25 protein-coding genes and 3 pseudogenes are annotated in these 24,295 nt (G+C 68.0%); 7 read left to right on the forward strand and 21 right to left on the reverse strand.

Annotated elements, in window-relative coordinates; all coding sequences use genetic code 11:
* Nucleotides 1-64 precede the first annotated feature (64 nt).
* The 6 genes and pseudogenes from ACGG9C_RS12225 to ACGG9C_RS12250 all read left to right on the forward strand — a co-directional run.
* Nucleotides 65-397 (forward strand): helix-turn-helix transcriptional regulator, encoded by a 333-nt coding sequence (locus ACGG9C_RS12225; RefSeq protein ID WP_228480879.1) that lies wholly within the window; start codon nucleotides 65-67, stop codon nucleotides 395-397.
* A 68-nt stretch (nucleotides 398-465) separates the two neighbouring features.
* The gene (locus tag ACGG9C_RS12230; RefSeq protein ID WP_194384208.1) at nucleotides 466-825 is read left to right on the forward strand and encodes a helix-turn-helix transcriptional regulator; all 360 of its coding nucleotides are present in this window, start codon (nucleotides 466-468) and stop codon (nucleotides 823-825) included.
* Nucleotides 822-2,726: a cation-translocating P-type ATPase gene (locus ACGG9C_RS12235; protein ID WP_194384207.1), complete on the forward strand. Its 1,905-nt coding sequence runs from the start codon at nucleotides 822-824 to the stop codon at nucleotides 2,724-2,726. The genes ACGG9C_RS12230 and ACGG9C_RS12235 overlap by 4 nt, the downstream gene beginning before the upstream one ends.
* Nucleotides 2,723-3,265: a signal peptidase II gene (gene lspA, locus ACGG9C_RS12240; protein ID WP_194384206.1), complete on the forward strand. Its 543-nt coding sequence runs from the start codon at nucleotides 2,723-2,725 to the stop codon at nucleotides 3,263-3,265. Before ACGG9C_RS12235 ends, lspA begins: the two co-directional genes overlap by 4 nt.
* A 17-nt stretch (nucleotides 3,266-3,282) precedes the next feature.
* The gene (locus ACGG9C_RS12245) at nucleotides 3,283-3,585 is read left to right on the forward strand and encodes a hypothetical protein (RefSeq protein ID WP_194384205.1); all 303 of its coding nucleotides are present in this window, start codon (nucleotides 3,283-3,285) and stop codon (nucleotides 3,583-3,585) included.
* Between the two features lie 113 nt (nucleotides 3,586-3,698).
* Nucleotides 3,699-4,026, forward strand: a pseudogene (locus tag ACGG9C_RS12250) (cation-transporting P-type ATPase); the annotation flags it as partial.
* Nucleotides 4,027-4,138: 112 nt separating this feature from the next.
* Here the strand turns inward: ACGG9C_RS12250 and ACGG9C_RS12255 are convergent.
* Together ACGG9C_RS12255 and ACGG9C_RS12260 are read right to left on the reverse strand one after the other, a co-directional pair.
* Nucleotides 4,139-4,390 (reverse strand): annotated as a pseudogene (locus tag ACGG9C_RS12255) (ArsR/SmtB family transcription factor); the annotation flags it as partial.
* Nucleotides 4,391-5,072: 682 nt separating this feature from the next.
* A complete protein-coding gene (locus ACGG9C_RS12260; protein WP_194384202.1) occupies nucleotides 5,073-5,414 on the reverse strand; it encodes a helix-turn-helix transcriptional regulator in 342 nt (113 codons plus the stop codon).
* Between the two features lie 78 nt (nucleotides 5,415-5,492).
* On the opposite strand from ACGG9C_RS12260, the gene ACGG9C_RS12265 reads away from it, so the two are divergent.
* The gene (locus ACGG9C_RS12265; protein WP_194384201.1) at nucleotides 5,493-7,526 is read left to right on the forward strand and encodes a heavy metal translocating P-type ATPase; all 2,034 of its coding nucleotides are present in this window, start codon (nucleotides 5,493-5,495) and stop codon (nucleotides 7,524-7,526) included.
* A gap of 46 nt (nucleotides 7,527-7,572) precedes the next feature.
* Here the strand turns inward: ACGG9C_RS12265 and ACGG9C_RS12270 are convergent, their stop codons facing one another.
* The 19 genes and pseudogenes from ACGG9C_RS12270 to ACGG9C_RS12360 all read right to left on the reverse strand — a co-directional run bounded on the left by ACGG9C_RS12270 (nucleotide 7,573) and on the right by ACGG9C_RS12360 (nucleotide 23,912).
* Complete coding sequence (locus ACGG9C_RS12270; RefSeq protein WP_194384200.1) at nucleotides 7,573-7,968, reverse strand: DUF4307 domain-containing protein; 396 nt, start codon at nucleotides 7,966-7,968, stop codon at nucleotides 7,573-7,575.
* Between the two features lie 34 nt (nucleotides 7,969-8,002).
* A pseudogene (locus tag ACGG9C_RS12275) lies at nucleotides 8,003-8,293 on the reverse strand (cytochrome c oxidase assembly protein); the annotation flags it as partial.
* Between the two features lie 36 nt (nucleotides 8,294-8,329).
* Nucleotides 8,330-9,337 carry a c-type cytochrome biogenesis protein CcsB gene (gene ccsB, locus ACGG9C_RS12280; protein ID WP_194384199.1) on the reverse strand — a complete coding sequence of 336 codons (1,008 nt, stop codon included), beginning with the start codon at nucleotides 9,335-9,337 and terminating at the stop codon, nucleotides 8,330-8,332.
* A gap of 36 nt (nucleotides 9,338-9,373) precedes the next feature.
* A complete protein-coding gene (locus ACGG9C_RS12285; protein ID WP_286793236.1) occupies nucleotides 9,374-10,072 on the reverse strand; it encodes a M23 family metallopeptidase in 699 nt (232 codons plus the stop codon).
* Nucleotides 10,073-10,261: 189 nt separating this feature from the next.
* On the reverse strand, nucleotides 10,262-11,533 hold the full coding sequence (locus ACGG9C_RS12290) for a M23 family metallopeptidase (protein WP_194384197.1): 1,272 nt from the start codon (nucleotides 11,531-11,533) through the stop codon (nucleotides 10,262-10,264).
* 98 nt (nucleotides 11,534-11,631) lie between these two features.
* Nucleotides 11,632-13,245, reverse strand: coding sequence for an apolipoprotein N-acyltransferase (gene lnt / locus ACGG9C_RS12295; RefSeq protein WP_390178689.1), 1,614 nt, complete (start codon nucleotides 13,243-13,245; stop codon nucleotides 11,632-11,634).
* The gene (locus ACGG9C_RS12300) at nucleotides 13,245-14,186 is read right to left on the reverse strand and encodes a cytochrome c oxidase assembly protein (protein ID WP_228480878.1); all 942 of its coding nucleotides are present in this window, start codon (nucleotides 14,184-14,186) and stop codon (nucleotides 13,245-13,247) included. The genes lnt and ACGG9C_RS12300 overlap by 1 nt, the downstream gene beginning before the upstream one ends.
* A 21-nt stretch (nucleotides 14,187-14,207) precedes the next feature.
* Nucleotides 14,208-14,468, reverse strand: coding sequence for a zf-TFIIB domain-containing protein (locus ACGG9C_RS12305; RefSeq protein ID WP_194384195.1), 261 nt, complete (start codon nucleotides 14,466-14,468; stop codon nucleotides 14,208-14,210).
* Nucleotides 14,465-16,156 carry a cytochrome c biogenesis protein ResB gene (locus tag ACGG9C_RS12310; RefSeq protein WP_194384194.1) on the reverse strand — a complete coding sequence of 564 codons (1,692 nt, stop codon included), beginning with the start codon at nucleotides 16,154-16,156 and terminating at the stop codon, nucleotides 14,465-14,467. Before ACGG9C_RS12310 ends, ACGG9C_RS12305 begins: the two co-directional genes overlap by 4 nt.
* Entirely contained in the window at nucleotides 16,137-16,901 is a 765-nt protein-coding gene (locus tag ACGG9C_RS12315) for a cytochrome c biogenesis CcdA family protein (RefSeq protein WP_194384193.1), read from the reverse strand. Before ACGG9C_RS12315 ends, ACGG9C_RS12310 begins: the two co-directional genes overlap by 20 nt.
* Nucleotides 16,898-17,503 carry a TlpA disulfide reductase family protein gene (locus tag ACGG9C_RS12320; RefSeq protein WP_194384192.1) on the reverse strand — a complete coding sequence of 202 codons (606 nt, stop codon included), beginning with the start codon at nucleotides 17,501-17,503 and terminating at the stop codon, nucleotides 16,898-16,900. Before ACGG9C_RS12320 ends, ACGG9C_RS12315 begins: the two co-directional genes overlap by 4 nt.
* Nucleotides 17,500-17,835: a DUF6804 family protein gene (locus tag ACGG9C_RS12325; RefSeq protein ID WP_194384191.1), complete on the reverse strand. Its 336-nt coding sequence runs from the start codon at nucleotides 17,833-17,835 to the stop codon at nucleotides 17,500-17,502. The genes ACGG9C_RS12320 and ACGG9C_RS12325 overlap by 4 nt, the downstream gene beginning before the upstream one ends.
* Complete coding sequence (locus ACGG9C_RS12330) at nucleotides 17,832-18,374, reverse strand: signal peptidase II (protein ID WP_194384190.1); 543 nt, start codon at nucleotides 18,372-18,374, stop codon at nucleotides 17,832-17,834. Before ACGG9C_RS12330 ends, ACGG9C_RS12325 begins: the two co-directional genes overlap by 4 nt.
* Complete coding sequence (locus ACGG9C_RS12335) at nucleotides 18,364-19,092, reverse strand: copper resistance CopC family protein (RefSeq protein WP_194384189.1); 729 nt, start codon at nucleotides 19,090-19,092, stop codon at nucleotides 18,364-18,366. Before ACGG9C_RS12335 ends, ACGG9C_RS12330 begins: the two co-directional genes overlap by 11 nt.
* Nucleotides 19,093-19,102: 10 nt before the next feature.
* Nucleotides 19,103-20,095, reverse strand: a complete 993-nt coding sequence (locus ACGG9C_RS12340) for an NAD(P)/FAD-dependent oxidoreductase (RefSeq protein WP_237673316.1) — start codon at nucleotides 20,093-20,095, stop codon at nucleotides 19,103-19,105.
* A gap of 26 nt (nucleotides 20,096-20,121) precedes the next feature.
* Nucleotides 20,122-20,790: a thioredoxin domain-containing protein gene (locus ACGG9C_RS12345; RefSeq protein WP_194384187.1), complete on the reverse strand. Its 669-nt coding sequence runs from the start codon at nucleotides 20,788-20,790 to the stop codon at nucleotides 20,122-20,124.
* A 91-nt stretch (nucleotides 20,791-20,881) separates the two neighbouring features.
* A complete protein-coding gene (locus tag ACGG9C_RS12350) occupies nucleotides 20,882-21,349 on the reverse strand; it encodes a hypothetical protein (RefSeq protein ID WP_194384186.1) in 468 nt (155 codons plus the stop codon).
* 44 nt (nucleotides 21,350-21,393) lie between these two features.
* Nucleotides 21,394-23,409, reverse strand: a complete 2,016-nt coding sequence (locus ACGG9C_RS12355) for a cation-translocating P-type ATPase (protein ID WP_194385376.1) — start codon at nucleotides 23,407-23,409, stop codon at nucleotides 21,394-21,396.
* 119 nt (nucleotides 23,410-23,528) lie between these two features.
* A complete protein-coding gene (locus ACGG9C_RS12360) occupies nucleotides 23,529-23,912 on the reverse strand; it encodes a helix-turn-helix transcriptional regulator (protein ID WP_194384185.1) in 384 nt (127 codons plus the stop codon).
* Between the last annotated feature and the right edge of the window lie 383 nt (nucleotides 23,913-24,295).

Here is a 24,295-nt window from a genome sequence, read left to right on the forward strand (position 1 = left end):
TCACAATATCATGATATGGTGTTCTTGTGAATGATTATCGTGATCGCGCGGCACAATGATGAGCATGGTCAGTGCTGAGATGCGTCGGGAAATGGGTCCTTTGTCCGTGGCAGAGGCCGAGCGGCTCGCCGAGATCATGCAGGCGCTGGCGTCGCCAGTGCGGCTGCGCATCCTGAGCGCGCTAAGCGCTCGACCGAGTACGGTGACCGAGCTCAGCGAGCAGTTGCAGATCGGCCAGACGACCGTGTCGAACCATCTGCGGCTGCTACGGCACCTCAGCCTCGTCACCGGTAGTCGCGCCGGCCGACACATTCACTATTCGCTCTTCGACGACCATGTCACCGAGCTCCTCGACGAGGCCATCGGACATCTCGAGCACCTGCCGCGCGGAGGATGAATCAATCCGCCGCAGAAGACAGGACGTGCGTCCAGAAGATTAGTCAGCCTTCAATGTATAGTCAGTGTGTGCTGACTCTTACTTCGCGTCTAGATGTCATGAACCGGCTCGGCCGGGCGATGGCGGACCCGACGCGCTCCCGGATCCTGATGACCTTGCTCGGTGGCCCGAGCTACCCGGCCGTGCTGTCGCGCGAGCTGGAGCTGACCCGCTCGAACGTCTCGAACCATCTGACCTGCCTGCGCGACTGCGGCATCGTGGTCGCCGAGCCCGAGGGGCGGCAGACGCGCTATGAGATCGCTGACCCGCACCTTACGGCGGCGCTCACCGCGCTCGTCGATGTGACGCTGGCGGTGAACGAGAACGCGCCGTGTGTGGACGCGTCCTGCACGGTACCGGGGTGCTGCGGAATCGGAGCCGACGCATGAGTGAAGTGACGAAGTCCCAAGTGGAGGGCGTCGAGCTGGACGATGATGATGACCACGACGGTCCCTGGTGGACCGATCGCGGGATCATGGTCCCAGTCTTCTCCGGCATCGCGTTCCTCACCGGTCTGATCCTCGAGTGGACGGGGGCGGAGATCCCGGCGCTGGTGCTGTTCTGGATCGGCCTGCTGCTGGGCGCGTCAACGTTCACCCCGGGCGCGATCCGGAAGCTGTTCAAGGGCAAGCTGAGTATCAGCCTGCTGATGACGATCAGCGCGATCGGCGCGGTGATCCTCGGCTACGTCGAGGAGGCTGCCGCGCTGGCGTTCCTCTACTCCATCGCGGAGGCGCTGGAGGACAAGGCGATGGACCGCGCCCGCGGTGGGCTGCGGGCGCTGCTGAAGCTCGTCCCGGAGACCGCGACCATCCGTCAGGGTGGCACCACGGTCGAGGTCGCGGCGAAGGACCTCGCCGTCGGCCAGCTCATGCTGGTGCGTCCGGGTGAGCGGATCGCAACCGACGGCATCGTCCGGACGGGACGCTCGAGCTTGGATACGTCCGCGATTACCGGGGAGTCGATCCCGGTCGAGGTCGAGCCCGGAGACGCGGTGTCGGCGGGTGCGATCAACACGGCTGGTGCGTTGGAGGTCGAGACGACCGCGGCGGGCACGGACAACTCACTGACCACGATCGTCGAGCTCGTGGAGCAGGCGCAGGCAGAGAAGGGCGACCGCGCCCGCCTCGCGGACCGGATTGCCCGCCCGCTCGTCCCCGGCGTGCTGATCCTCGCCGTCCTCGTCGCCGTGATCGGGTCGCTGTTCGGTGACCCGGAGTTGTGGATCACCCGCGCTCTTGTGGTGCTGGTGGCGGCGTCGCCGTGCGCGTTGGCGATCTCGGTGCCGCTGACGGTGGTGGCGGCGATCGGTTCGGCGAGCAAGTTCGGCGTGATCATCAAGTCCGGTGCCGTGTTCGAGCGGTTCGGCGTGATCCGTCACGTCGCCGTCGACAAGACCGGCACCCTCACCCGCAACCAACCCGCCGTCACCGCCGTCCTCACCGTCGATGGCGTGACCGAGCAGCAGGCGCTGGCCTGGGCGGCCACGCTGGAGCAGCACAGCACCCACCCGCTCGCCGCGGCGATCACGGCCGCAGCTCCCGGAGCCCCCGGAGCCGAGGGTGTGACCGAGCGGGCAGGTCACGGCATCGAAGGCACCCTCGACGGGGCACGGATCACCGTCGGCAGCCCCCGCTGGCTCGACGCCGGGACACTCGGCGACCGGGTCGCGGCCCTGGAAGAGAAGGGCATGACGGTCGTGATCGTGCACCGCGACAGTTCGCCGGTCGCGGCGATCGGTGTCCGGGACGAGCTGCGCCCCGAGGTTCCCGAGGTCGTCCGCACCCTCGTCGCCCAGGGCATCGGGGTCACGATGCTCACCGGCGATAACGCCCGCACAGCCCGTGCCCTGGCCGCGCAGGCCGGAATCGAGGACGTGCGCGCCGAGCTGCGCCCTGAGGACAAGGCAGCAGCGATCGGCGAACTCGGCAAGAACGGGTCGGTCGCGATGATCGGCGATGGCATCAACGACGCCCCCGCCCTCGCGGCGGCTGACATCGGGATCGCGATGGGCGCGACCGGCTCGGACGCCGCGATCGAGTCCGCCGACGTCGCCTTCACCGGCCACGACCTGCGGCTACTCCCGCGTGCGTTTGACCACGCCCGCCGCGGACGGCACATCATCAACCAGAACATCATCCTGTCGCTGCTGATCATCACCGCCCTGCTCCCGCTCGCCCTGTTCGGCGTCCTGGGTCTCGCGGCCGTGGTGCTCGTGCACGAGATCGCCGAGGTCGTCGTGATCCTCAACGGCCTGCGCGCCGCACGTACACGGAAGACCAGCGCGTGACCACGCAGGACGTCGCTGCCGCGATCGACGAAGAGAATGCGGGCGCGCGGCCGCAGGCGAGGAGAGCTCTCGGCGTCGTCCTGATTGTGGCCGTGCTCGCTGTAGCGCTCGACCAGGGCTCGAAGGCCCTCGCGGTGGCGCAGCTGACGCCGGGCGAACGGATACCGCTTCTCGGCGACCTGTTCGGCCTGTCCCTGGTCTACAACCCCGGAGCTGCGTTCTCTCTCGGCTCCGGGGCCACCTGGGTCCTCACTCTCGTCGGCGTGATCGCCGCCGCTGCGGTGGTCGTGTTCGCCGTGCGATTGCGCGGTGCCCGGTGGGGTCTCGCGTTGGGGCTTGTCCTCGGCGGCGCGGTGGGCAACCTGGTCGACCGGCTCCTGAGCCCGCCGTCATTAGGGCGAGGGCACGTCACCGATTTCCTCGCCTACGGCGACCTCTTCGTCGGGAACATCGCCGACGTCTTCGTCGTGGTCGGTGTCGGCCTGGTCAGCCTGAACCTCCTCACGCCGAGCCCGCGCGCGGCAACCAACAGCGAATAGCGAACGGAGCACGCCGCATGAAGGTCGAGCTTCTGCACATCGTCGACTGCCCGAACACGGCCGTTGCCGAAGAACACACGCGCGAAGCGCTGGACGCTCTCGGACTCGCCGACGTACCGGTGGAGCTGGTGGCGATCCGGACTGAGGCCGAGGCATCGAACACTCGATTCGGAGGGTCGCCAACGCTCCTCGTCGACGGCGTCGACCTGTTCCCGACGATGCCGGTTCGCTCGCTCGCGTGCCGCGTCTACGCGACAGAGAACGGCTACGCCGGAGCACCGACAACGTCACAAATCGTAGGGGCGCTGCCTGTGGCCTGACGGCCTCAATGCCAGAGGATCGGGAGGGGCGCGTTGATTCGTTCAATGACGGTGGCGGCATAGACCGTTGCTGTTCGCGCCGATCGCTTTGAACCAGGCGATCGCGGCAGCGACTTGAGTCCGCCGACGTCGCCTTCACGGACCACGACCTTCGCCTCATCTCTGCCGCTCTCGCCCACGCCCGCTGCGGTCGGCGCATCATGACCGCCAATATCAGTCTGGCCCTGACGATCATCATGCTGTTCCCGCTTGCCCTGTTCAGCGTCCCTCGGTCTCGCCGGCGTAGTCCTGGTACACGAGATCGCGGAGGTCATCGTCATCCTCAACGGCGTCAGGACCGCCCAGCGGGCGAAGTCGGTTCAGCAACTGACGCGCACATCGGTCATCACACCGGAGCCAGCCCGGGAACAGCAATCGCTGTCGCTCTCGCGCCACTCTTAAAGGGCGCTCGTAGAGTCTCATCTGAAGCGCGGGCATTGGGAAAGTGTCACGACAAAGTTCCTCCGACCGCGCGCAAGACGCCTGCGATACGTGACATCTAGTGTCATCTCACCGCGATACCGACAGGATCCGCGCGCACGAGGCGCTCGCGTCCCTCCGCGCGCTTGATGATGAGCTGCGCGGCTTCGAGCACGGCGACGTGCTTCTGCACCGCCGCGAACGACATGTCGTAGTCGCGCGCGAGGGCCGAGACGGAATGCTCTCCGGTGAGGGTGCGCCGCAGGATGTCGCGGCGGGTAGCCGCCGCGAGCGCCTGGAAGACGCGGTCGATCTCGTCATCGGTGAGCTCCGTTTGTGCAACCATTTGGTTGTACATTAGCGATCGAGATCTTCCGCGTCAAGGGTCGATTTGTCGGGAACGTGTTCCCGTTGCATTTTCGACCTTTTCGTTGCACTGGTCTCCGTTGTCGTTGCACTAAATGCAGCGGTTCGCGTTCGACGCGATGGGGTTGGTCGCGACCGATGAAGCGCTGCTGGCTTCGGGGCATCCGAGATCGAGCACTCCGGCAGAGTTCGGGCTCCAAGTCTGGGCATCATCCGCAGCGCCGACAAAGGCAAGGAGTGGGAGTCGGTGGCGTACCCCAGCATTTCATGCGAGCCGGCAGACTCCTCCCGGCGTACTCGCTCAGTAGGTTCAGGGGAAGTGGAACACCGCGGAGCCCCCGGCGTCTCTAAGTCTTGGGTTCGTGCCGCTCTCTCGTTCTCAGTCGCCTCGTCTGAAACCCTGACACGGCGCCGAGGACGAGGCACAGCACAGCGAGCGGCACTGCAACCCGCCACCAGGTGTTGCCGGTTAGCAGGTTGGAAAACAAGATCAGCAGGCACAGGCCATTCAGTCCCAAGGCCACGTAGGCGTACTCAGCAGACGTCCACCTCCGCCGATTGGATCGACGTGAACCGCTCGCGCTCACCGCGTTCCTTTCCATGTGGTCCCGCATATGGCTAGTCCTGGCCGTTGCCTATGCACAGATTTTGAACCTGGCCCGCTACCCCCGCTTGGATTCGGAGGCTAGGTGAGACAGATGCCCCACAGCCTCGTCCAGCAGTTCCGCGACATGCTCGTCGAACAATGCGTAGTGGACGTGGCGGCCGTCTCGACTGCCCACCACGAGGCTGGGGTGGCGCAGCAGTCGCAGGTGGTTGGACACGGTGGTCTGTCCCGACCCCAGCTCTTCGCTGAGCTCGGTGACGGTGCTCGGGCGGGCGCGCAGCACGCTCAGGATGCGCAAGCGCACGGGTGAGGCGAGAGCCTGCATGATCTCTGCAAGTCGCTCGGCCTCCGTTACGGACAGCACGCCCGCCGCCTCGCGCAGGGTCTCATGTGTCATGGACACTATTGTGCCCGCCGAACGCGATAATAATTCACATTTACAACATATCACAATACTGTGATGTACTGTGGGTGCATGATGAACACCTCTTCAACCACGGCATCTGCCACCGACGTGCAGCAGCATGCGCACGGCTCGGCTCGGTGGGAGCTGTGGTTCGCGATCGCGTCCGGCCTGACGTACGCGGCCGGGATGATCACGGAGTTCGTGCTGGGCATGCCATTGCTGGGGCTGCCCTTGGTGTTCTTTCTCGCCACCTACTTCTTCGGCGGGTTCTTCACTTTCCGCTCAGCGATCGCCTCGACGTTGCGGGGCAAGTTCGAGGTCGACTTCCTCATGCTCGTCGCGGCGATCGGTGCCGCCCTGATCGGGAAGTGGGCCGAGGGTGCGGTGCTGCTGTTCCTGTTCAGCCTGGGACACGCCCTGGAAGAGTACGCGCTGAGCAGGGCGAGCAAGTCCATTGAGGCGCTCGCGGAACTCGCTCCCCGCACGGCACTGGTCCGCCGTGACGGCGGCGAGCCGGTTGAGGTGCCGGTCGAGCAGATCGCGGTCGCGGACATTATCGTGATCCGTCCGAACTCGCGAATCCCTTCGGACGGGTTCGTGATCTCCGGGGTCTCTGCCGTGGACCAGTCGGCGGTCACCGGCGAGTCCATCCCTGTGGAGAAGGAACCTGTCACCGATCCAGAGCGTGCGATGCGCACCGTCGACACCCTGCCGGCCGCGAACCGCGTCTTCGCGGGCACGGTCAACGGCTCGGGGGTGCTCGAGGTCAAGGTCACCGCCACGGCGGCGGACTCGACGCTGAGCAAGGTGGTCGAGCTGGTCCGCACCGCCGACCAGGCCACGTCCCCGACCCAGCAGTTCATCGACCGGTTCCAGCGCTGGTACGTGCCCGCCGTCATCGTCGGCGTCGCGGCCACCCTGCTGGTGGCGATGTTCGGGTTCGGGCAGCAGTTCCCCGACGCGTTCTACCTCTCCATGACCGTGCTGGTCGCGGCAAGCCCCTGCGCTCTCGCGATCGCCACCCCCGCGGCCGTGCTCGCCGGGGTGGCCCGCGCCGCACGCGCCGGCGTGCTCGTCAAGGGTGGCGCACCACTGGAAACCCTCGGCCGGGTTAAGGCGATAGCGTTCGACAAGACCGGAACGCTCACCTGGGGCCTTCCCCGCGTCACCTCCGTCGCCCCGGTCGACGGCGACGACGGGGCGCTGCTGATCCCGACCCTGGTCGCGGTGGAGTCGCTCAGCGATCACCCCCTTGCCGCGGCGATCGTCCGCGACCTCACCGGCCGCATCTCCGACTCCGACCGGGTCGAAGCGACAGACCTGAACGCGGTCGTCGGCCGGGGTGTGCGCGCCACCATTGACGGTGAGACGGTGGAGGTCGGCAACCTCCGCATGTTCGACGAACAGCAGCTCACCCTCCCCGCTGCGCTCAACGCGGCGTACGAACAGGCCCGCGACTCCGGGCAGACGTTGATGATCGTGCGGCGCGGCGACCGGTTCCTCGGTCTCGTCGGCGTCATGGACGCCTCCCGCGCGGAATCCGTCCAGGTGCTCACCGCGCTTCGCGGAGCGAATGTCGGGCAGCTCGTGATGATCTCGGGAGACAACCAGCGCGTCGCCGACGCTGTCGGCCGTGAGGTCGGCGTCGACACCGCCATCGGAGAGCTGCTGCCCGAGGACAAGGTCGCCAAGATCACCCGGCTGGCCCAGAGCCACCGGCCGATCGCGATGGTCGGCGACGGGGTGAACGACGCGCCCGCGATGGCGCGGGCCGACATCGGCATTGCGATGGGCGCCGCCGGCTCCACCGTCGCGCTCGAGACCTGCGACATCGCCTTGATGAGCGACGACCTCGGCCGCGTCCCCTTCGCCGTCCGGCTCAGCCGCGCCACCAGCCGGATCATCCGCCAGAACCTGATCGCCAGTCTCGCCGTCGTCCTCTTCCTGATCATCGCCACCTTCGTCGGCCTGAACATCGGCGCCGTCGTTCTCATCCACGAAGGATCCACGCTCATCGTCGTCGGCAACGCTCTCCGGCTCCTCGCGTTCGAGCGCGGCAAGGAGCACCACGGCATCGACCACGAAGACAAGCCCACGGCGTGAGCTGCAGACTCGAGAACCGTTAGCACGGCGCAGGGCGGGACTCCGGCTAGGTCGCCCAGCAGGAGTGAACGGTGCCGGTGGTGGCCTGCGCGACGGTGGGGATCGTCTCGACGAATGTCCGGGTGATCGTCTCGGATGCGGGGTACTCGATGACACGCCAGCCGACGATGCCGAAGTCTTCATCGAGCGCTTGCAGCGCGCAGGCGAAGCTCATGCCAGCGGGCGGGGTCGCTTGAAATGACACCGTCACGGTGCGAGCGTCGACGAGATCGAAACCTGTCTCGTCGTATCCGACGTCATCGAGAGAATTGGAGATGGTCAGCCACGACAGTCCGGCAACGGACGCTACAGCGATGGTTCCGACGATGATCCAGAACGCGCGGCGGCGAGCGGGGCGGGGCCTGCGGCCATAGCGGTCGTCGAGCTGCTGCTTCGTGGTCACCAGATGCGCTTCTCTGTGGAGTCTCTCGGTGATCTCATCTGCGGCTGCGGGCGTCTCGGGCGGCAAGGTCGAGTAGGCGCGCGTTGTACTCGTCGAGCTCGGCATCTCCCGTCCGATCGGCGTGCCGGTCGCGGCGTTTCGTCTCGCGGTCGTCGCTGCGGCTCCATTGGATCGTGACCGTGATCGCGAGGATGAGGGTGGGGATCTCACCGATCGACCAGGCGATGCCGCCGCCGGTGTACTGGTCTTCCAGTGGTGTCGCCCCCCAGGTGCGCCCCATTGCCCCGAACCACTCGGCGACCATCAGCCCGGACTGCATCATGATGGTTTCAGTTTCAGTAGAACGTGGTTCTATTCGGGGTCAACTGAGGCCGGAGTAGGCGTGGAGTCCCTTGAAGAACATATTGACGATGGTGAAGTTGAACAGCACCGCGATGAAGCCGATGATGCACAGCCACGCGGAGCGGGTGCCTCGCCAGCCGCGTGTCGCGCGAGCGTGGATGTAACCGGCGTAGAGCACCCAGATCACGAAGGTCCAGACCTCCTTGGTATCGAACCCCCAGTACCTTCCCCAGGAGTCGTTGGCCCAGATCGCGCCGGCGATCAGCGTGAAGGTCCAGAACACGAACCCGACGATCACAAACCGGTATGCGAGGGACTCGAGCGCGTCCGCGGGCGGCAACGTGGCCAGGAACCGCGGGCCGCTGCGCGGTGCGCCATCCGCAGAGGCGGCTGCCGTGCGGCGTTCGCGGCGGGCCTGCAGGAGCTGGGTGACGGAGAGGCCGCATCCGATCGCGAACAGGGCAGTGGCCAGGGATGCGACGAATACGTGGATGACCAGCCACACGCTCTTGAGCGGATCCATCAGGGGAACGACGTCGACGTAGAAGGTGATGGTGGCGCCGCCCAGCAGCAGCACCACCATGCCGATCAGGAACGCGCCGAGGAAGCGGAGGTCGTAGCGGCGCAGGACGGCGAGGTAGACGGCGACGATCAGGACGGTGCCGGTCAGGGCGAACTCGTACATGTTCGCCCACGGCACCCGCCCGGCCGCGATCCCCCGCAGAACGGTGCCGGCCAGGTGGAACAGGAAACCGAGGATCGTCAGCGCCGTCCCGATCCGTGCCCACAGCAGCCGCGGCTGAGATGCTCGCGGCTCGGGGGCGCCGGGGTGCTGTTCCTGCCAGGCCTCCGTGACCGCGGGTGCCGTCGCCGCGCTGACCAGCGCCGGTTCACGCAGCGGCACGGCGGCGGGGACGGAGCGGCGGGCGAGGTCGATGGTGTAGGCGATGAATGCGAGCAGGTAGGTAGCGATCGCGGTCCAGACCAGCAGCAGCGAGATGCCGTCGAGTGTGAGTGATCCGGTCATGATGTAGGTGTCCTCTTCTTCAGGGTTATGCCGGTTTCAGCCGGCGTTTGCTTGGAGCCATACCAGTGAGTCGACGGCCGTGTCGTCGATGTACACCTCGAAGTGCAGATGGTTGGCGGTGGAGCGTCCGGTGCTGCCGACCAGCCCGACCGTCTGACCGGCGGTGACCGTCTGACCGACAGTGACCTGTCGGCTTCCGGTCTGCATGTGCGGGTAGACGGTGCGGACGCGCTGACCGTTCAGGACGGACTCGATCACGACGGTGACCCCATAGCCGCCATAGCTGTCCTGCGAGACGCTGACGGCGCCGTCGACGGACGCGTACACCGGGGTGCCGCCGGCGGCGACCATGTCGGTGCCCATGTGCGCACCGCCCCGGTCGCCGAACCGGTCCGTGACGGTGAACGGGCCGCCCACTGGCCAGCGCACCGTACCGCTGCCGGGGGCGACCATGCTGTAGTCGAACGGCACCGACGCCACGCGGGTCGAGGTGCGGGCGCGAGCAGCGGCCGCCTCTGCCTCCTTCTTCCGGTCGATCTCCTCCTGGGTGGTGGCCGCGTAGCTGTCCCGCGTGAGCTGTGTCTGCGTCGCGTCGGACGCCACGATGAGAGATTGGGCGTTGTCCGAGGCGATCTGCTGCAGGGTCAGCGGCTCGGGGGTTGTGGTCTGCCAGGCGCCGTATGCGGGCAACGCCACCGTCGCGATCAGGCCGCTGACGATGGCGAGGGCAGCCACGCTCCGCACCGGACGCATCGTCCGGGGTCCGCGCGCTGGCGCGGCGGCGGCGGCCTGTCGCCGGGTGGGGGCGACAATCTTGCGCGGCGGAGAGCCTTGTTGTCGGAGGCTGCGGCGGGTGGGGGGCGTCTGAGGCTGGTCAGCTTCGGGGGTGAGCTGTTCCGTCATGATGTCCTCCTTCGTTTCGGGTCAGATGGAGATGCCACGGGCGGCCAGGAAGTCGATGGGGTTGACGGGAGCGCCGTTCACGTAGGCCTCGAAGTGCAGGTTGCAGCCGAACGCGTTCCCGGTGTTGCCTTCGCTGCCGATCAGATCTCCGGCGTTCACGCGCTGGCCGTAGCCGACGAAGAACCCGCCGTTGCGGATGTGCGCGTATCCGGTTCCGATCCCGCCGCCGTGGTCGATCTTGATGTAGTTGCCGTAGCCGCCGTTGTATCCGGCGTAGACGACCGTGCCGGCAGCGGCCGCGTAGATTCCGGCGCTGCAGCCTCCGCTCAGGTCGACGCCGTAGTGGTAGCTGGTGGAGCAATACCCGTTGCCGCATTGCGAGCTGCGGGGGCCGAAGCCGGATGTCCGGGGTCCAGATGTGGGACGTGCCCACCCGGAGCTGGCGACACCGCCGCCAGCACTCCCCTCCGTGGCACGGCGTGCGGCTTCGGCGCGTTCGGCGGCCTTGCGCTGCTCTTCGGCGAGCCGGGCTGCTTCTACTCCGGCCTGATAGTCGGCAATCGTCCGCGCGGTGGTGTCTTGGAGGGCGGCGAGCTGCGCTTCGAGCTCGCCGAGGTGGAGGGTCTGCGCGTCCAGCGCCGTCTGAGCGGCGTCGGCGGCCTGCTGCGATTCGCGCATCTTCTGCTCGGCGAGCTGCTGCAGCCGGTCACGTTCGTCACGGGCCACGGCCGCCTGATCGCTCAACCCCTGCGCCGCGTTGCGCGCAGTGAGCGCGGCGGCATACACGCCCTGGTTGCGTTCGAGGAGCTTGTCCATCGTGCCCAGTCGTGCCAGCAGATCGTCAGCGTTCGCCGCGGACCCGGACAAGAACAGCTTCAGCGCGGTGTCGTCGCCGCCGGTGCGGTACAGCTGCGCGGCGAGCCGTCCCGCCCGGTCAGAGGCCTCAGCGGCGGCTTCGGCTTCGGCGTCTGCCTGGGATTGGAGCGCGTCAGCTCGTTGGACGGCGGCGAAGTAGTCCTGTTGTGCGGTGTAGAACGCATCGGCCGCCTGTTCGGCCACCGCGCGAGTACGTTGCACGTCGCTGGTGAGGCTCTGGATGAGACCTTGGATCCGGGTGATCTCGGCGGTCTTCGCCGTCTCGTTCGCCTTCGCCGCCTGCACGTCATCCCACGACGGGTAGTCGGCGGCGAAGGCGGGCAGCGGCCGCGCGGAGCCGACGATCGAGCTCCCGGCGACGAGACCGAGCAGCCCCGCCCTGAGCGCCCCACGGCGGGTCAGGGGGAGCCCCAGCATCCGCTGCTCGGCAGGCGATGAGCCGCAGCCCAACTCTGTGCTCGGCGGCCCTTCACCTGGCGGGTGGGACCGGGCATCCACGATGGGGTTTGTTGGTCTCATGCTCGTGTTGACCTCGTTGAATCGGCGTGTACACGAGGGGCTGCGGGCCGGGCGCGGTGGTGGATCCCGAGCGCGGTGAGGGCGACGAACGCGGCGACGGGGATCAGCAATGTCAGCCACGGGCCGATCACCACGGCCGCGGTGAGCCCGGTGCGCAACGGAATGGTGCTGATCTGCGCGGCCGCGGTGTCGACGCCGACGCTGTCGGTCGTGGCACCCTCGGGGGCGATGACCTGACTGGTGCCCACGGTGGAGACGTTGACCACGGCCCGGCCGGTCTCGATGGCGCGCATCCTTGCGAAGGCGAGTTGTTGCAGGTTCTCGTCGGTGCCGCGGAAGTCGGCGTTGTTGGTCTGGAAGACGTAGAGTTCCGCGCCGGCGCGGGCGCTGTCCCAGATCACCTGGTCGTAGATGACGTCGAAGCAGATCGCCAGCCCGACGTCGATGTCGTTGACGGTGACGATCGGCGGGTTGCTGCCGGGGGTGTACTCCCGTTGGATCAGCCCGACGAGGCCGGGGACGATACGTTCGTACAGCCACCGGTCGGGCACGTATTCGCCGAACGGGACCGGGTTGACCTTGTCGTGCCACTGGCGTGCGTCGGCATCAGCCGTCCACAGCAGCGACGTGTTGAACACGTCCTCACCGCGGGTGGTGGCCGCGTTCATCAGCAGCGGCGCACCCGCCCCCGCTACGACACGATCCAGCTGAGTCGCGACCGCGGGGGTTCGCAGCGGGTCGGCATCGACGCTGCCTTCCGGCCACACCAGCAGGTCCATCTGCTGGCCCAGCAGCGGCCGGGAGCCGGCGGTTTGCGCGGCGAGCATGTCGCCGGGCGCCTTGGGATCGAAGTAGCCGGCCGGGCCGTTGCCTTGCACCCACCCGACCCGCAGTGTCCCGGCGTCGGTGGTGGGGAATTGCGGTGTCACGACGAGGATCAATGTGAGGATCGCGGCGGGGATGATGCCGCGCAGGAACCGGAGGCCGCCCGCGCGGGCCCACTGCAGGATGCCCGCGCACAGCGCCACGACCAGCAGGCTCAGTCCGGTCACCCCGGTCCAGGACGCGGCCTGCGCCAACGGGCCCTCGACCTGTGTCATCCCAATCCGCACCCAAGGGAACCCGCCGTACGGCCACGCCCCCATCACGACCTCACGCGTAGCCCAGAGGACGCCGATCAGCAGCGGCACGGCGACCAGCTGCACGGTCCCGCGCGGTCGATACCGCCCGGTCCACCGGTAGGCGAGGGTGAGCGGGATGGCGCCGGCGCCGAAGAGGACAGCCTGCAGGCTGGCGAGAGCGACCCAGGGTATCGGGCCGAGGAATTGCCCGACCCAGGCCAGATGGGTGAAGAAGAACACGACGCCGAAGACCGTGCCGACGAGGAATGCGGTGAGGATGCTGCGGCCGATCAGACTGATCAGCGACATCGTGACCGCCACCAACGCCAGCGGCCACCAGCCGATCGCCGGGGTGGCCAGATCCAGCGCGAACCCGCCGGCGCCCGCCACCGCCATCGCGGCCCACAGCGGCAGCCGCGCCGTGCGATCCACGGGCGTCGCCGTGGTCGTGACCGGCCGAGCCGGAGTGACGAGAGTAGTCGTGGCCATCAGCGGCTGTCCTTTTGGCGGAGCTTTTCGAGGTAGGCGTTGTAGGCGTCCAGTTCGGGGTCTCCGTGAGTGTCGGCGTAGCGGGTGGCGGCGGCGTCGCGGGCGGTGTCGTCGCGGAACCAGCGGTGCATGACGAACATCAGCATCAGCAGAGTCGGTGCTTCTCCGTAGGACCAGGCCAGGCCGCCGGCGAGACGCTGGTCCTCGATCGGGTCGATGCCCAGCGCCAGCGTGGGCGCGGCGAACGCGTCGACAAGCAACGTGGTGGCCATCATCAGGAACACCCCGAAGAATGCGTGCAGGGCGGCTTCGGCGAACACGTCCAGCGCGCGGCCGCCGTGGCTGAGCCGCACCGGCAGCGGGTCGGCGGAGAGCACCGGGATGGTGAACAGGATCCCAGCGACCAGGAACCCGAACTCGAGGCCGACATGCCCGCCGGGTGCTTGCAGGATGCGGTCGGCGGCGTCGGCGAGGTAGAGCCCGTAGAACGCGAACAGGTACAGCGGGAGCGCGACCCAGGGGCTCAGCGCCCACCGCGCGACCCGGCTGCGCAGCCCCGCGTGAGCGGCCCGGAGCGCGAGCCGGCCGAGCCCGTGATGGGGGGTGGCTCGAAGCAGGAGCGTGCCCGGGGATCCCAACACCAGCAGCGGGGGGATGGCCATCATGAGGGTGAGCTGCTGGAACATGAACACCGAGAACAGCGCGTACCCGTACGCCTCGACGCCCAGGCCGGTGACCGCGGCCAGGGTGAGGCACCCGAGCAGGAAGCTGATCGTGCGCCACACCGGCCACCGCCGCCGGCTGGTCCACAGCCGGATCGCGCCGGCCAGGTAAGCGGCGGCGATCACTGCGGCGATCACCGGCAGCAGTGGGAACGGCAACGGTGCGGGGCTGAGGAAGCCGAGCAGAGTCGGCGGCGTCCCGGGGATCCAGTCGTTCACGGTGTCATGCCTGTCAGGGGATCAGAAGTCGAACAGCTCTCCCAGAAAGCCGTCGCGGCGGCGGCGCCCGTTCCGGCCGTGGTGGGAGTCGCTTCGGCCGTGGTGGGAGTCCCGGCTATCGGGTGCGGGATTGCTCGGGGCGCGGGTGTCGGTGGCACGGTCGAGGATCTTGTCCAGCTCGCCGCGGTCCAGCCAGACGCCACGGCACCCTGGGCAGTAGTCGATCTCGACGCCGGAACGCTCACTCACCAGGAGCTGAGTGTCATCAACGGGGCATTTCATCGGGTTCCTCCTTCGGGGTTCGCGCCGCGCGCGCGATCCAGGGCGGCGGCGTGGTCGTTCGCGATGTCGCGGACGGCCTTGTGGAGCGTGGGATCTTCGCCGCGGGCGAGTCCCGCGTATTCGACGTGCACGCCCTCGGGGGTGGTGCGAGCCTTGACCCAGATGCGTCGACGGGGCACGAACAGTCCGGCGAACAGTCCCACCGTGGCGAGGATCGCGAAGGCGAGCACCCATCCGCTGGTGGGGTCGTTCTGGATCTGCAGTGACGCGAACCGTTTCACCGGCTCCTGCTCGGACGCCGCCTCCCAGGTGATCGTTCCCCACCCGTTGGGCAGGTCCACGGTGGCGCCGGGGGTGAGCTCGAGGGAGTCCAGGCCGGTGTCGCCGCCGGTGTGCTGGGTGAGTCCGTCGACCTCGAGGGTGTACACCGACCTGGGTGTGCCGTCGTCGATGCCGAGGTCGCCGCTGAACACGTTGAGGGTGAGTACCGGGTTGACCACGTCCGGATAGACCGACGTGAACGCGCCGGAGGGCAGCACACCCTGGGTGGGATAGAAGAAGCCGACCAGGCCGAGCTGCTCGGGCAGCCCGTCGGGGATCTTGATGATCCCGAGCGAGGTCATGTTCGAGTCCTGCGGCAGGAACGGCTGCGATTCGCTCCACACGATCTCTCCTGCGGCATCACGGACGGTGAGGGTCGGGGCGTACCCGTTGCCGAGCAGGTAGATGCGGTCGCCGGCGACGGTGATCGGATAGTTCACGATCACGCTCTCCGCCCGGGCGTCCTCACCGGCGCTGCGGATGGTGACGTCGGCGGAGAAGTCACCCGCCTGCCCGGCCCCCGGGCTGCCGGGCAGCTGATAGGAGACTCGGAAGTCGTCGAGGGTGAGCGAGTACGGGGCCAAGCCGGCGCCGTCGACGAACCGGCCGGGGTTGAACGAGGAGTAGTCGCTGAGCGCGTTGACGAACGTGGTGCCCTCCACCACGACACGCTGCCCGGTGTAGGCGAACCCGCCGCCGATCGCGACCGAGGCGAGCACCCCGACCAGGGCGACGTGGAAGACCAGGTTGCCGGTCTCCCGCAGATACCCACGCTCGGCCGAGACCGACGCCCATCCCGGTCCGTCGTATCGGTGCACCCGGTAGCCGGCGCGGCGCAGCTGATGCTCCGCAAGCCGCACCGCCTCCTCCGCCGGATCCGGGGCGGCTTCATCGGCCGCGACCGTCGTGTCCTGGTAGTCGACTAGGCGGGACAGTCGTGCGGGGGTACGCGGCGGCAGGGACCGAAGCGCCTTGTAGTGGTGCTTGGCGCGGGGGATGACGCAGCCGATAAGGGACGCGAACAGCAGCAGGTAGATCGCGGAGAACCACGGCGAGGAATACACGTCGAACAGGCCGACCGCGTCCGCCAACGGGAACACGTCAGGGTTGTCGCGTTGCCACTGGGTGACCCCGTTCGGGTCGGCGGTGCGTTGCGGGAAAAGCGACCCGGGGACGGCGGCGATCGCGAGGAACAGCAGCAACACCAGGGCGGTACGCATGCTGGTCAGCTGCCGCCACGCCCACCGTGCCCAACCCACCATGCCGAGGGCAGGACCGGTGATCTCGGACGGGGCGTCGGAGTCGAGGTGATCGGCGGGGCGCAGTGGGTCGACGACCGTGTCGGTCTCAGAGCGGGGCGGGAACATTGATCACCACCTGCTGCAGAGCAGACATCAGCGTGGTCCACAGCCCGGTCACCATCAGCACTCCGAGCAGCACCAGCAGGGCGCCGCCGACGATGTTCAGGGCGCGGATGTGGCGGCGCAGGAACGACACCGAGCGGGACGCCCATCCCCAGCCCACGGCGAGCAGCAGGAACGGGATGCCCAACCCGAGCGAGTAGGCAAGACCGAGCAGGCCGGCGCGGGCGGGGTCGCCAAGGTTCCACGACATCGACAGGATCGCCGCGAGCGTCGGACCGATACAGGGGGTCCACCCCACTCCGAGCGCGAACCCGAGCAGCGGGGCGCCGATCAGGCCGGCGCGGCTCTGCACCCGGGGGCGCAGGGTGCGTTGGGCGATGCCGAAGAACCCGATGAACACCAGGCCGAGCACGATCACGACCGCCCCGAGGATCCGGGTGAGGATGTTGCCGTACTGCAGCAGCAGGAACCCGAACGTGCCGCCGAGGATCGTCACTGTGACGAACACCACCGTGAACCCGGCGATGAACAGGCCCACCCCCAGCAGCAGGCGGGTGCGTTCCGCTGTGACCGTCGACCCGGTCGCGGCGGCACCTGGGTTGCTGCCGGCGGCGCCGCCGAGGTAGCCGAGGTAACCGGGCACCAGAGGCAGCACGCAGGGGGAGAGGAATGAGACCAGGCCGGCGAGGGCCGCGATCGGGATCGCGATCCAGAGGGCGCCGTCGACGACCAGCTGCCCGGGGTTCATGACGGGTTCTCCTCGGCGAGGGTGTCGGCGACCAGGGTGGACAGGATGGAGGCGCTGGCCAGCTGCCCGATGACCCGGGCGGCGACTCTCCCGTTCCGATCGAGCACGAGGGTGGTGGGGGTGGCCTGGATCGGGGTGACTTGGGCGAACGCGAGCTTGACCTTGCCGTCGTTCACGTCGATCACGCTCGGGTAGGTGACGTTGTTGTCACGGGCGAACGACAGGGCGGTGGCGGGCTGGTCGTAGGTGTTCACGCCGAGGAACGAGACGCCCTGGTCCTGGTACTCCTGCCAGACCTCTTCCAGCAGCGGCGCCTCGACGATGCACGGTCCGCATGCGGCGTACCAGAAGTTCACCACCAGCACCCCGCCGCGGTAGTCGTCGCTGGACACGCGCTCGCCGGTTTCGGTGACCCCCTCGAACGCGACCGGTTCGCCGCGGTCGGGCTCCGGGATCTCCACCACTTGGAACTCGCCGGCGATGTAGCCCTTCTCGTTCCCGTCCCGGTACTGCTGGGCGAGCGAATCGCTGCTCGCGCACCCGGCCAGTACGACGACTGCCAGCAGCACCACGGCTGCGGCGAACACGCGGCCGCGGGTCACGAGCGGCGGACCTTGATCATCGCTCCGGCGACCAGGAAGACCACCGCGGCAGCCGGTTGCGCGGCCGTCCACACCGGCCCGGAGAACGGGAACGGGAACACCGGGTTCCACAGCACCGCGATCGCGGCGAACACCGGCAGCCACCACCACTGCCGAGCCTGCACGGCGAACCAGCCGACGATGACGGCGAGGATCGCGGCGACGAACAGCACCAGCAGGAACCAGTCTCCGCCCATCAGCACCGGGGCCAGGAACAGGACGACCGCCGCGAGCAATCCCGGGGCGAACGCATTGCGCTGATAGACGGACGGCACTCGTTGCTTGGCCATCATGGTCTCTGCCCCTCCGCGACGGGCTCCTGCCCGTCCTGCGTCGTGTCGGCGCGTTGCGCGGTGGCAGCTCGCCGCCGTGCCCACAGCACGCCGACGAGGACGATGACGCCCGCGCCGAGGGCGACGTCGGCGAGGTTACCGATGAACCAGGTGCCGTAGGCGAGGAAATCGGTGACGTGCCCGACACCGAACCCGGGCGGGGAGAACAGTCGGTCGATGAGATTCCCGATCGCGCCGCCCAGGATCAGCCCGAGCCCCACGGCCCACCACACGGTGCGAGCTCGGACGACGGCGATCACCAGCAGCACCACGGCAGCCACCCCGAGGAGGGTGAGCAGCCCGGTGAACCCGGCGCCGAGGGAGAGGATCGCACCGGGGTTGAACGCGAGCTGCAGCCCGAGCAGATCTCCCAGCAGCGGGATGCGCTGCTCCGTGCTCAGCCCGGACAGCGCGGCCGCCTTGGTGGCCTGGTCGATCAGCACCACCACCGCGGCGATCACGCAGGCGATCGCGAGTCGTGTGCCTCGGTTACGAGCCATCTGTCTTGCCACTCGTCGAGGAATCTGCCTGGGCCGCTGCTGCGGCGGCGCGGTCGCGGCGGCGCCGTTCCCTGGCCACCATGAGCACCACGACCAGTGCCCCGCCGACGATCATCACACCGCTGATGACAGCCAGAACGGGGAAGATCTCTCCCCCGCCGGAGGCCTGACCGCCGTAGCCGTCATCCGCGGATTCGGCGGTGGAGGATGTGGGAGATGGTTCGGGCGTGTGCTCTGTGGCGGTGGGCGCGGGAGTGGGGGTGTTGTCGGGGATCGCGGCGGATTCGAGGGTGTACGTGTACTCGTCGCTGATGGGGTGGCCGTCGCTGGAGACGACCCGCCACCGCACCGTGTAGAGACCGGGCTCCTGATCGCCGGTGAGAGCCTGAGTGACCGTCGTGCCGTCGATCTGCGGCTGTTCGGTCGCGAGGTTCTGACCGCCCGGGGTGATCACTTCGATGACGACGGCGCTGCCCACGGTGAGGATTTCGCCGCTGAACGTCAACGAGATCTCCTGCGGCACCACGCCGATGGTCGCGTCAGCCTCGGGGGTGGCCGAGACGATGCTGTCGTGAGCGGCCGCGGACGATGCGGTGGAGAGCACTATGCCGGCTGCCAGCAGCAGGCTTGCCAACAGGCCGAGGAACGCGGCCGGGCGGAACCTGTGCGGCATCCGCGCGATGCCCGGGCTGGTGTCGGTAGGTGAGGAGGGTGTCATGGCGTGGCTTTCAGGGACGGTTGATGATGTGGTGGGCGATGGTGGTGGCGTCTCGCCAGACCCCGGTGATCGTGTCTGCGCCGCGGCCGCTGTACTGCGGCATGCCGGCCACGAATAGTCCCGGGATCCCGGTCTGGGTGCGGGCTGCCCGATCGGTGCGCGCGGCATCGGGCAGCCAGTCGTCGCCCGGTTCGTAGCCGGTGGCGAAGATCACGGAGTCCGGTGCGAGCTCGCTGCCATCGGCGAGTGTCACCACGCCACCGTCTGCGGCGGTTGCGGCGGGGACGATGGTGACGCCGGCGCGTCGCAGCTGGTCGTAGCTGTCGCTGAAGATCGGTTCGGGATGCCGCCGGCGGGTAAGCCACGAGACGGCCGGTCCAGCAGCTGCCGGGTAGCTGCTGCTCGGCCGGTGTCGGCGGGGGCTGCGCACGGACATGGTGACCGTGTGAGACGCGGTCAGCTCACGGGCTAGCTGCACGCCGCTGTTGCCGCCTCCTACGACGAGCACCTTGCCCGGCGGGATCTGGTTCGGGTACAGGTAGTCGCTGCTGTGCAGCACGATGCCAGGGACGCTCACACGTGCGGCCCACTCCGGCATGCGCGGATACGCCGCGGCGGCGGTGGCGCACACGACGTTGCGGGTCTGCACCTCCCCTGCGGTGGTGGACAGCAGCAGTGTGGTTCCGGTGCCGGGACGCTCTACCCCGGTGGCGCGGACACCCCAGACCGTCTCGACGCGGAGGCCCGCCTCGACGAAGGTGAGATAGTCGACGATCTCGTCTACGCGGGGACGCCGGCGTTGATCCCCGGGGAGTCCGCGAGGCGGGAGCGCGCTATGCCGGGCGTCGCTGAGCAGCTCCATCGAATGCCATCGGGATGCCCAGCTGCGCTGCCCCTTGCCGGCGGCGTCGATCACGACGAAGTCCTGCTGCGGACGCAGACCCTCGGCGTTCAACGCCGCGGCAACGGCTAGTCCCGACTGCCCGGCTCCGACGATGATCACTCGCCGGTGTGACAGGCCCGTCCGCATCACTGACCACCGGAGACGGCAGCCGCGATGGCGTCTTCGAGGTCGTTCAGCGTCTGCAGATCGAGCTTCTCCCCGTCGAGGAAGAAGGTCGGCGTGCTGTCGACTCCGAGAGCGCGTCCCTCGTTGAAATCGAGCTCCACCCGTTCGGTGGTGGCGGGATCGGCGACGGCTGCGTCGTAGGCGGCCATGTCCAGTCCGAGCTCTTCGGCGAAGCCGCGGAACAGGTCGGCGCGGGATTCCTGCGCCTCGCCCCACTCCGCCTGTGTCTCGAACAGCCGGTGATACATGTCCTCGAATCGGTCCTGCTGTGCGGCCGCTTCCGCAGCGATCGCCGCGTTCTTCGAGTTGAAGTGACCGGGCAGGGGGAAGTACCGCACCACGTAGGTGATCTGACCGGCGTACGTCTCGCGCAGGTCTTCGACGATCGGGTAGAACGCCCCGCACGCCTCACACTCGAAGTCCAGGAACTCCACGACGGTCACCGCATCCGGTCCGCCGTCGTCCAGCACGTGCGAGCTCTCCCGCACCACGGAGGAGCCGCCGGTGCTGCTTCCTTCCTCCGGGGGTGGGGCGGGGCTTTGATTGGCCAGGGCGTAGATGATCGCGACCAGCACCAGCACGACGACAACGGCGACGGAGATCAACGTCGCTTTCACAGGGGTTTTCATTCGGGTACTCCAAACCAAGACACGGCGCATGACAGGACCCGGGCGTGAGCCCGGGGCGAAGCGCCGTCCAGAGAGGACGGCATGCCGAATGTCAGGTTCGGGAGATGCTCAGCTGCGTCAGTGAGAGGGTGCGCACCCGCGAAAATGTCGACGGGTGGGGAAAGAGCGACAGTATCCGCGGCCAGATCCCGCGTTCAGGAAGGACGCGGCGACGCCACAGCCGGTGAGTCAGCACTGCGAACACCAGCCCGCAGAGAACCCCGAGAACACATAGCGCTGCCCCCATCAGAGCGCTGGTCCCCGAGGATTCGCCAACCGCCGCTTGATGTTCGCCGGCGCCGCTCGGATCGGTAGCGTTGTCGCTCAGCGGCTCGACGTGCGGGTCCAAGAGTGCGGATATTCCCAGCGGCACAGGTGTGGTGCCATCGGTCTCGAGGTGTCCTGCAGCGGCGATGCCCAGCACGAGCAGGAGTGCCAACCCTAGACCAGTAATGATCCTCGTTATCAGAAGACGCTCGCTCAGCACAGTATTGTGCTGGGTTCGAGTCGTCGGGATCATCACCGAAAGCTTACCGTGGGTTTATTCCAGGTCTGTAAACAGGCTCAGACACTTACCAGGTGAGGCTCCTTCACAGACGCAGAATCGTGAGCGGCGGGGACCGAGCGGGGGCGACGAGCGGCGCGTACACCGTTGAGGATGACGATGACCTCGGCGACTTCATGCACCAGCACGACGCCCGCCAGTCCGAGCACACCGAACAGTGCAAGGGGGAAGAGTCCGATGATGATCGCCAGGGCGAGGCCGATGTTGACGGTCATGATCCGCCGACCTCGGCGGGCGTGTGCCAGCGCCCCGGGGATGAGACGCAGATCGTGGCCAGTGAAGGCGACATCGGCAGACTCGATGGCCGCGGCCGATCCCTTCAGGCCCATCGCAATCCCCACCGTCGCGGTCGCAAGCGCGGGCGCATCGTTGATGCCGTCGCCTACCATCGCAGTCGGGCGCGTCATCACGAGAGTCTCGATCGCTGCAGCCTTATCCGCGGGCAGCTGTTCCGCACGCACGTCGGTGATCCCCGCCTCCCCGGCGATCGCGCGGGCGGTGCGTTCGTTGTCGCCGGTGAGCATGACCGTCTCGATGCCCTGAGCCTGCAGCATCCGCACCGTCTCGGCCGATTCTGCGCGAAGCTCGTCCCGCACCCCGATGAGACCGGCGATTTGCCCCTCGGCCTCGACGACCACGACGGTCATACCTTTGGAGGCCATCTCTTCGGCCGCGTCCCGGAGCGCGGCGGGGTCGAGCCAGCGGGCGTTGCCCGCTCGCACGGCGCGCCCATCGACGCGTCCGGTCATGCCCCGCCCGGCCTCTTCGATCACATCGGCCGCAGTGGGGGTCGTGGGACTGGCGGCGACGATCGCCGCAGCCAGGGGGTGCGTGCTCGTCGCTTCTAGCGCGGCGGCCCAGCCGAGCAGCTCGTCCCGGTTGATGCCGGGAGCGGGGCGCACGTCGACGACGGTCGGCTCGTTGCGGGTGAGGGTTCCGGTCTTGTCGAGGGCGACGGTGCGGATCGTGCCGAGCTGCTCGAAGGCCTCCCCGGACTTGATCACCACCCCGAACTTCGATGCAGACCCGACCGCGCTGATTACCGTCACCGGCACCGCGATCGCCAATGCGCACGGGGATGCCGCAACCAGCACCACGAGCGCCCGCTCGATCCACGTCCACGGGTCGCCCACGACCAGACCGAACAGCGCGACGAGCGCGGCCGCGATCAGCACCGCCGGCACGAGCGGCCGCGCGATCCGGTCCGCCAGTCGTGCCCGCTCGCCCTTGCGAGCATGAGCCTGCTCTACAAGGGCGACGATCTGCGTGAGTGAGTTGTCGCGCCCATCCGCGGTCGCCTCCACCCGCAACGTCGCCGACCCGTTCACAGAGCCCGCGGCGACCGCGGCGCCGGGACCGACTTCCACCGGAATGGACTCACCGGTGATCACGGATGTGTCCAGGCTCGAGCGGCCCTCCACGATCACGCCGTCAGTGGCGATCCGCTCACCGGCGCCGACGACGAAGATGTCGAGCTCACGCACCTCCGCCGCAGGGATTATGACGTCTCCCGCGAGGCGCGAGACCCGAACGGTCTCGGGAATGAGGGATAGCAGTGCGCGCAGCCCCTCCTTCGCGCGATCCATTGCACGGTCCTCGAGTGCCTCGGCGAGCGAGAACAGGAACGCCAGTGTTGCCGCCTCCCCGACGTGACCCAGTAGCACCGCTCCGATCGCGGCGATCGTCATCAGCAGCCCCACGCCGAGCCTGCCCCGAAACAGGCGGCGGATCGCACTAGGCACGAACGTGTACGCCCCGGCCAGCAGGGTGACCCACTGCAGGATCAGCGCCGGGATCGGGATGCCGGTCCACGCGAAGATGTACCCGGCCAGCAGGGTGACCCCGGCGATCGCGGAGGGCAGCAGCGCGGTGTCCCGCCACCACGGCGGCCGCACCTCGAGTCCGTCGTCATCATCGTGGTCGTCGTGACCGGGCGCGTGCGTGGCGGTCTTCTCGTCGGGTCCGCAGCATGCGTCACCGGCATCGTGGTGTGCGCGACGTGCCTTGCCGGCCATGGCCGGCTCGTGGACCGGGCCGCAGCAGGCGTCGCCGGTGGCCAGCGGCTTGCTCAGCTGCAGCCGCTTCACGATCGTCGTGGTCTTGCGCGGCTCGTCTGGTCCGCAGCACTCATCGCTCACAGCGCTCCCTCCACCTGGTCGCCGATCGAGGCGGAGGGGCCGCAGCACAGCGGCACGTCACAGTTCTCGTTCGCGCACGCGGCGCCGTCGTCGTAGGCGAGGACCGTGTCGACCAGGATCGTGATCGCGCGGGTCAGGTGCGGGTCAGCGATCTCGTACCGTGTCTGCCGCCCCTCCGAGGTGGCCACCACAATCCCGCAGCCCCGCAGGCACGTCAGGTGGTTGGACACGTTCGTGCGGGTCAGCCCAAGGGACTCGGACAATCGGGCCGGGTAGCCTGGGCCGGACAGCAGCTCCAGCAGGATACGGGATCTGGTGGGGTCGGCCATCGCGCGACCGAGACGGTTCATCACATCAACTCGAGACGCAAGAGTCAGCATGCGATGACTATACATCCATTGCTGTAGTGTTGCGGTCGCGGCCCCGAGATGCTCGCGGACCTGCACCCAATACGTGCGGGCCCTCCGGTGTGTTTGGGCGGAGGGGTCGTAGCGGCTAGGGCGTGTCTGACAATGTCCGAGTCCAGGCATGCCGCCGTCGAGCGGCTGCTTTCTCTCCGTAGATCACAGAGTGTGACTCGGCCATGACGGTGTCCCCGCCGCCTTTTCCGACGAACCGCCAACGGCAAGATAGATCGCGCCGCCGAGGGCCTCGACGTACGTTGCTCGGGCTGCGCGCCGCGCAACGGATTCCCAGGGTCGGTGGTTGCGGTAGGCGTTCGATACCCCGAAAGGACGGTTCAGTGCCGATCCTAAACGCACGA

The organism is Microbacterium sp. MTN4-26, assembly GCF_042846595.1.
In the GTDB taxonomy this organism is placed as follows: domain Bacteria; phylum Actinomycetota; class Actinomycetes; order Actinomycetales; family Microbacteriaceae; genus Microbacterium; species Microbacterium luteum.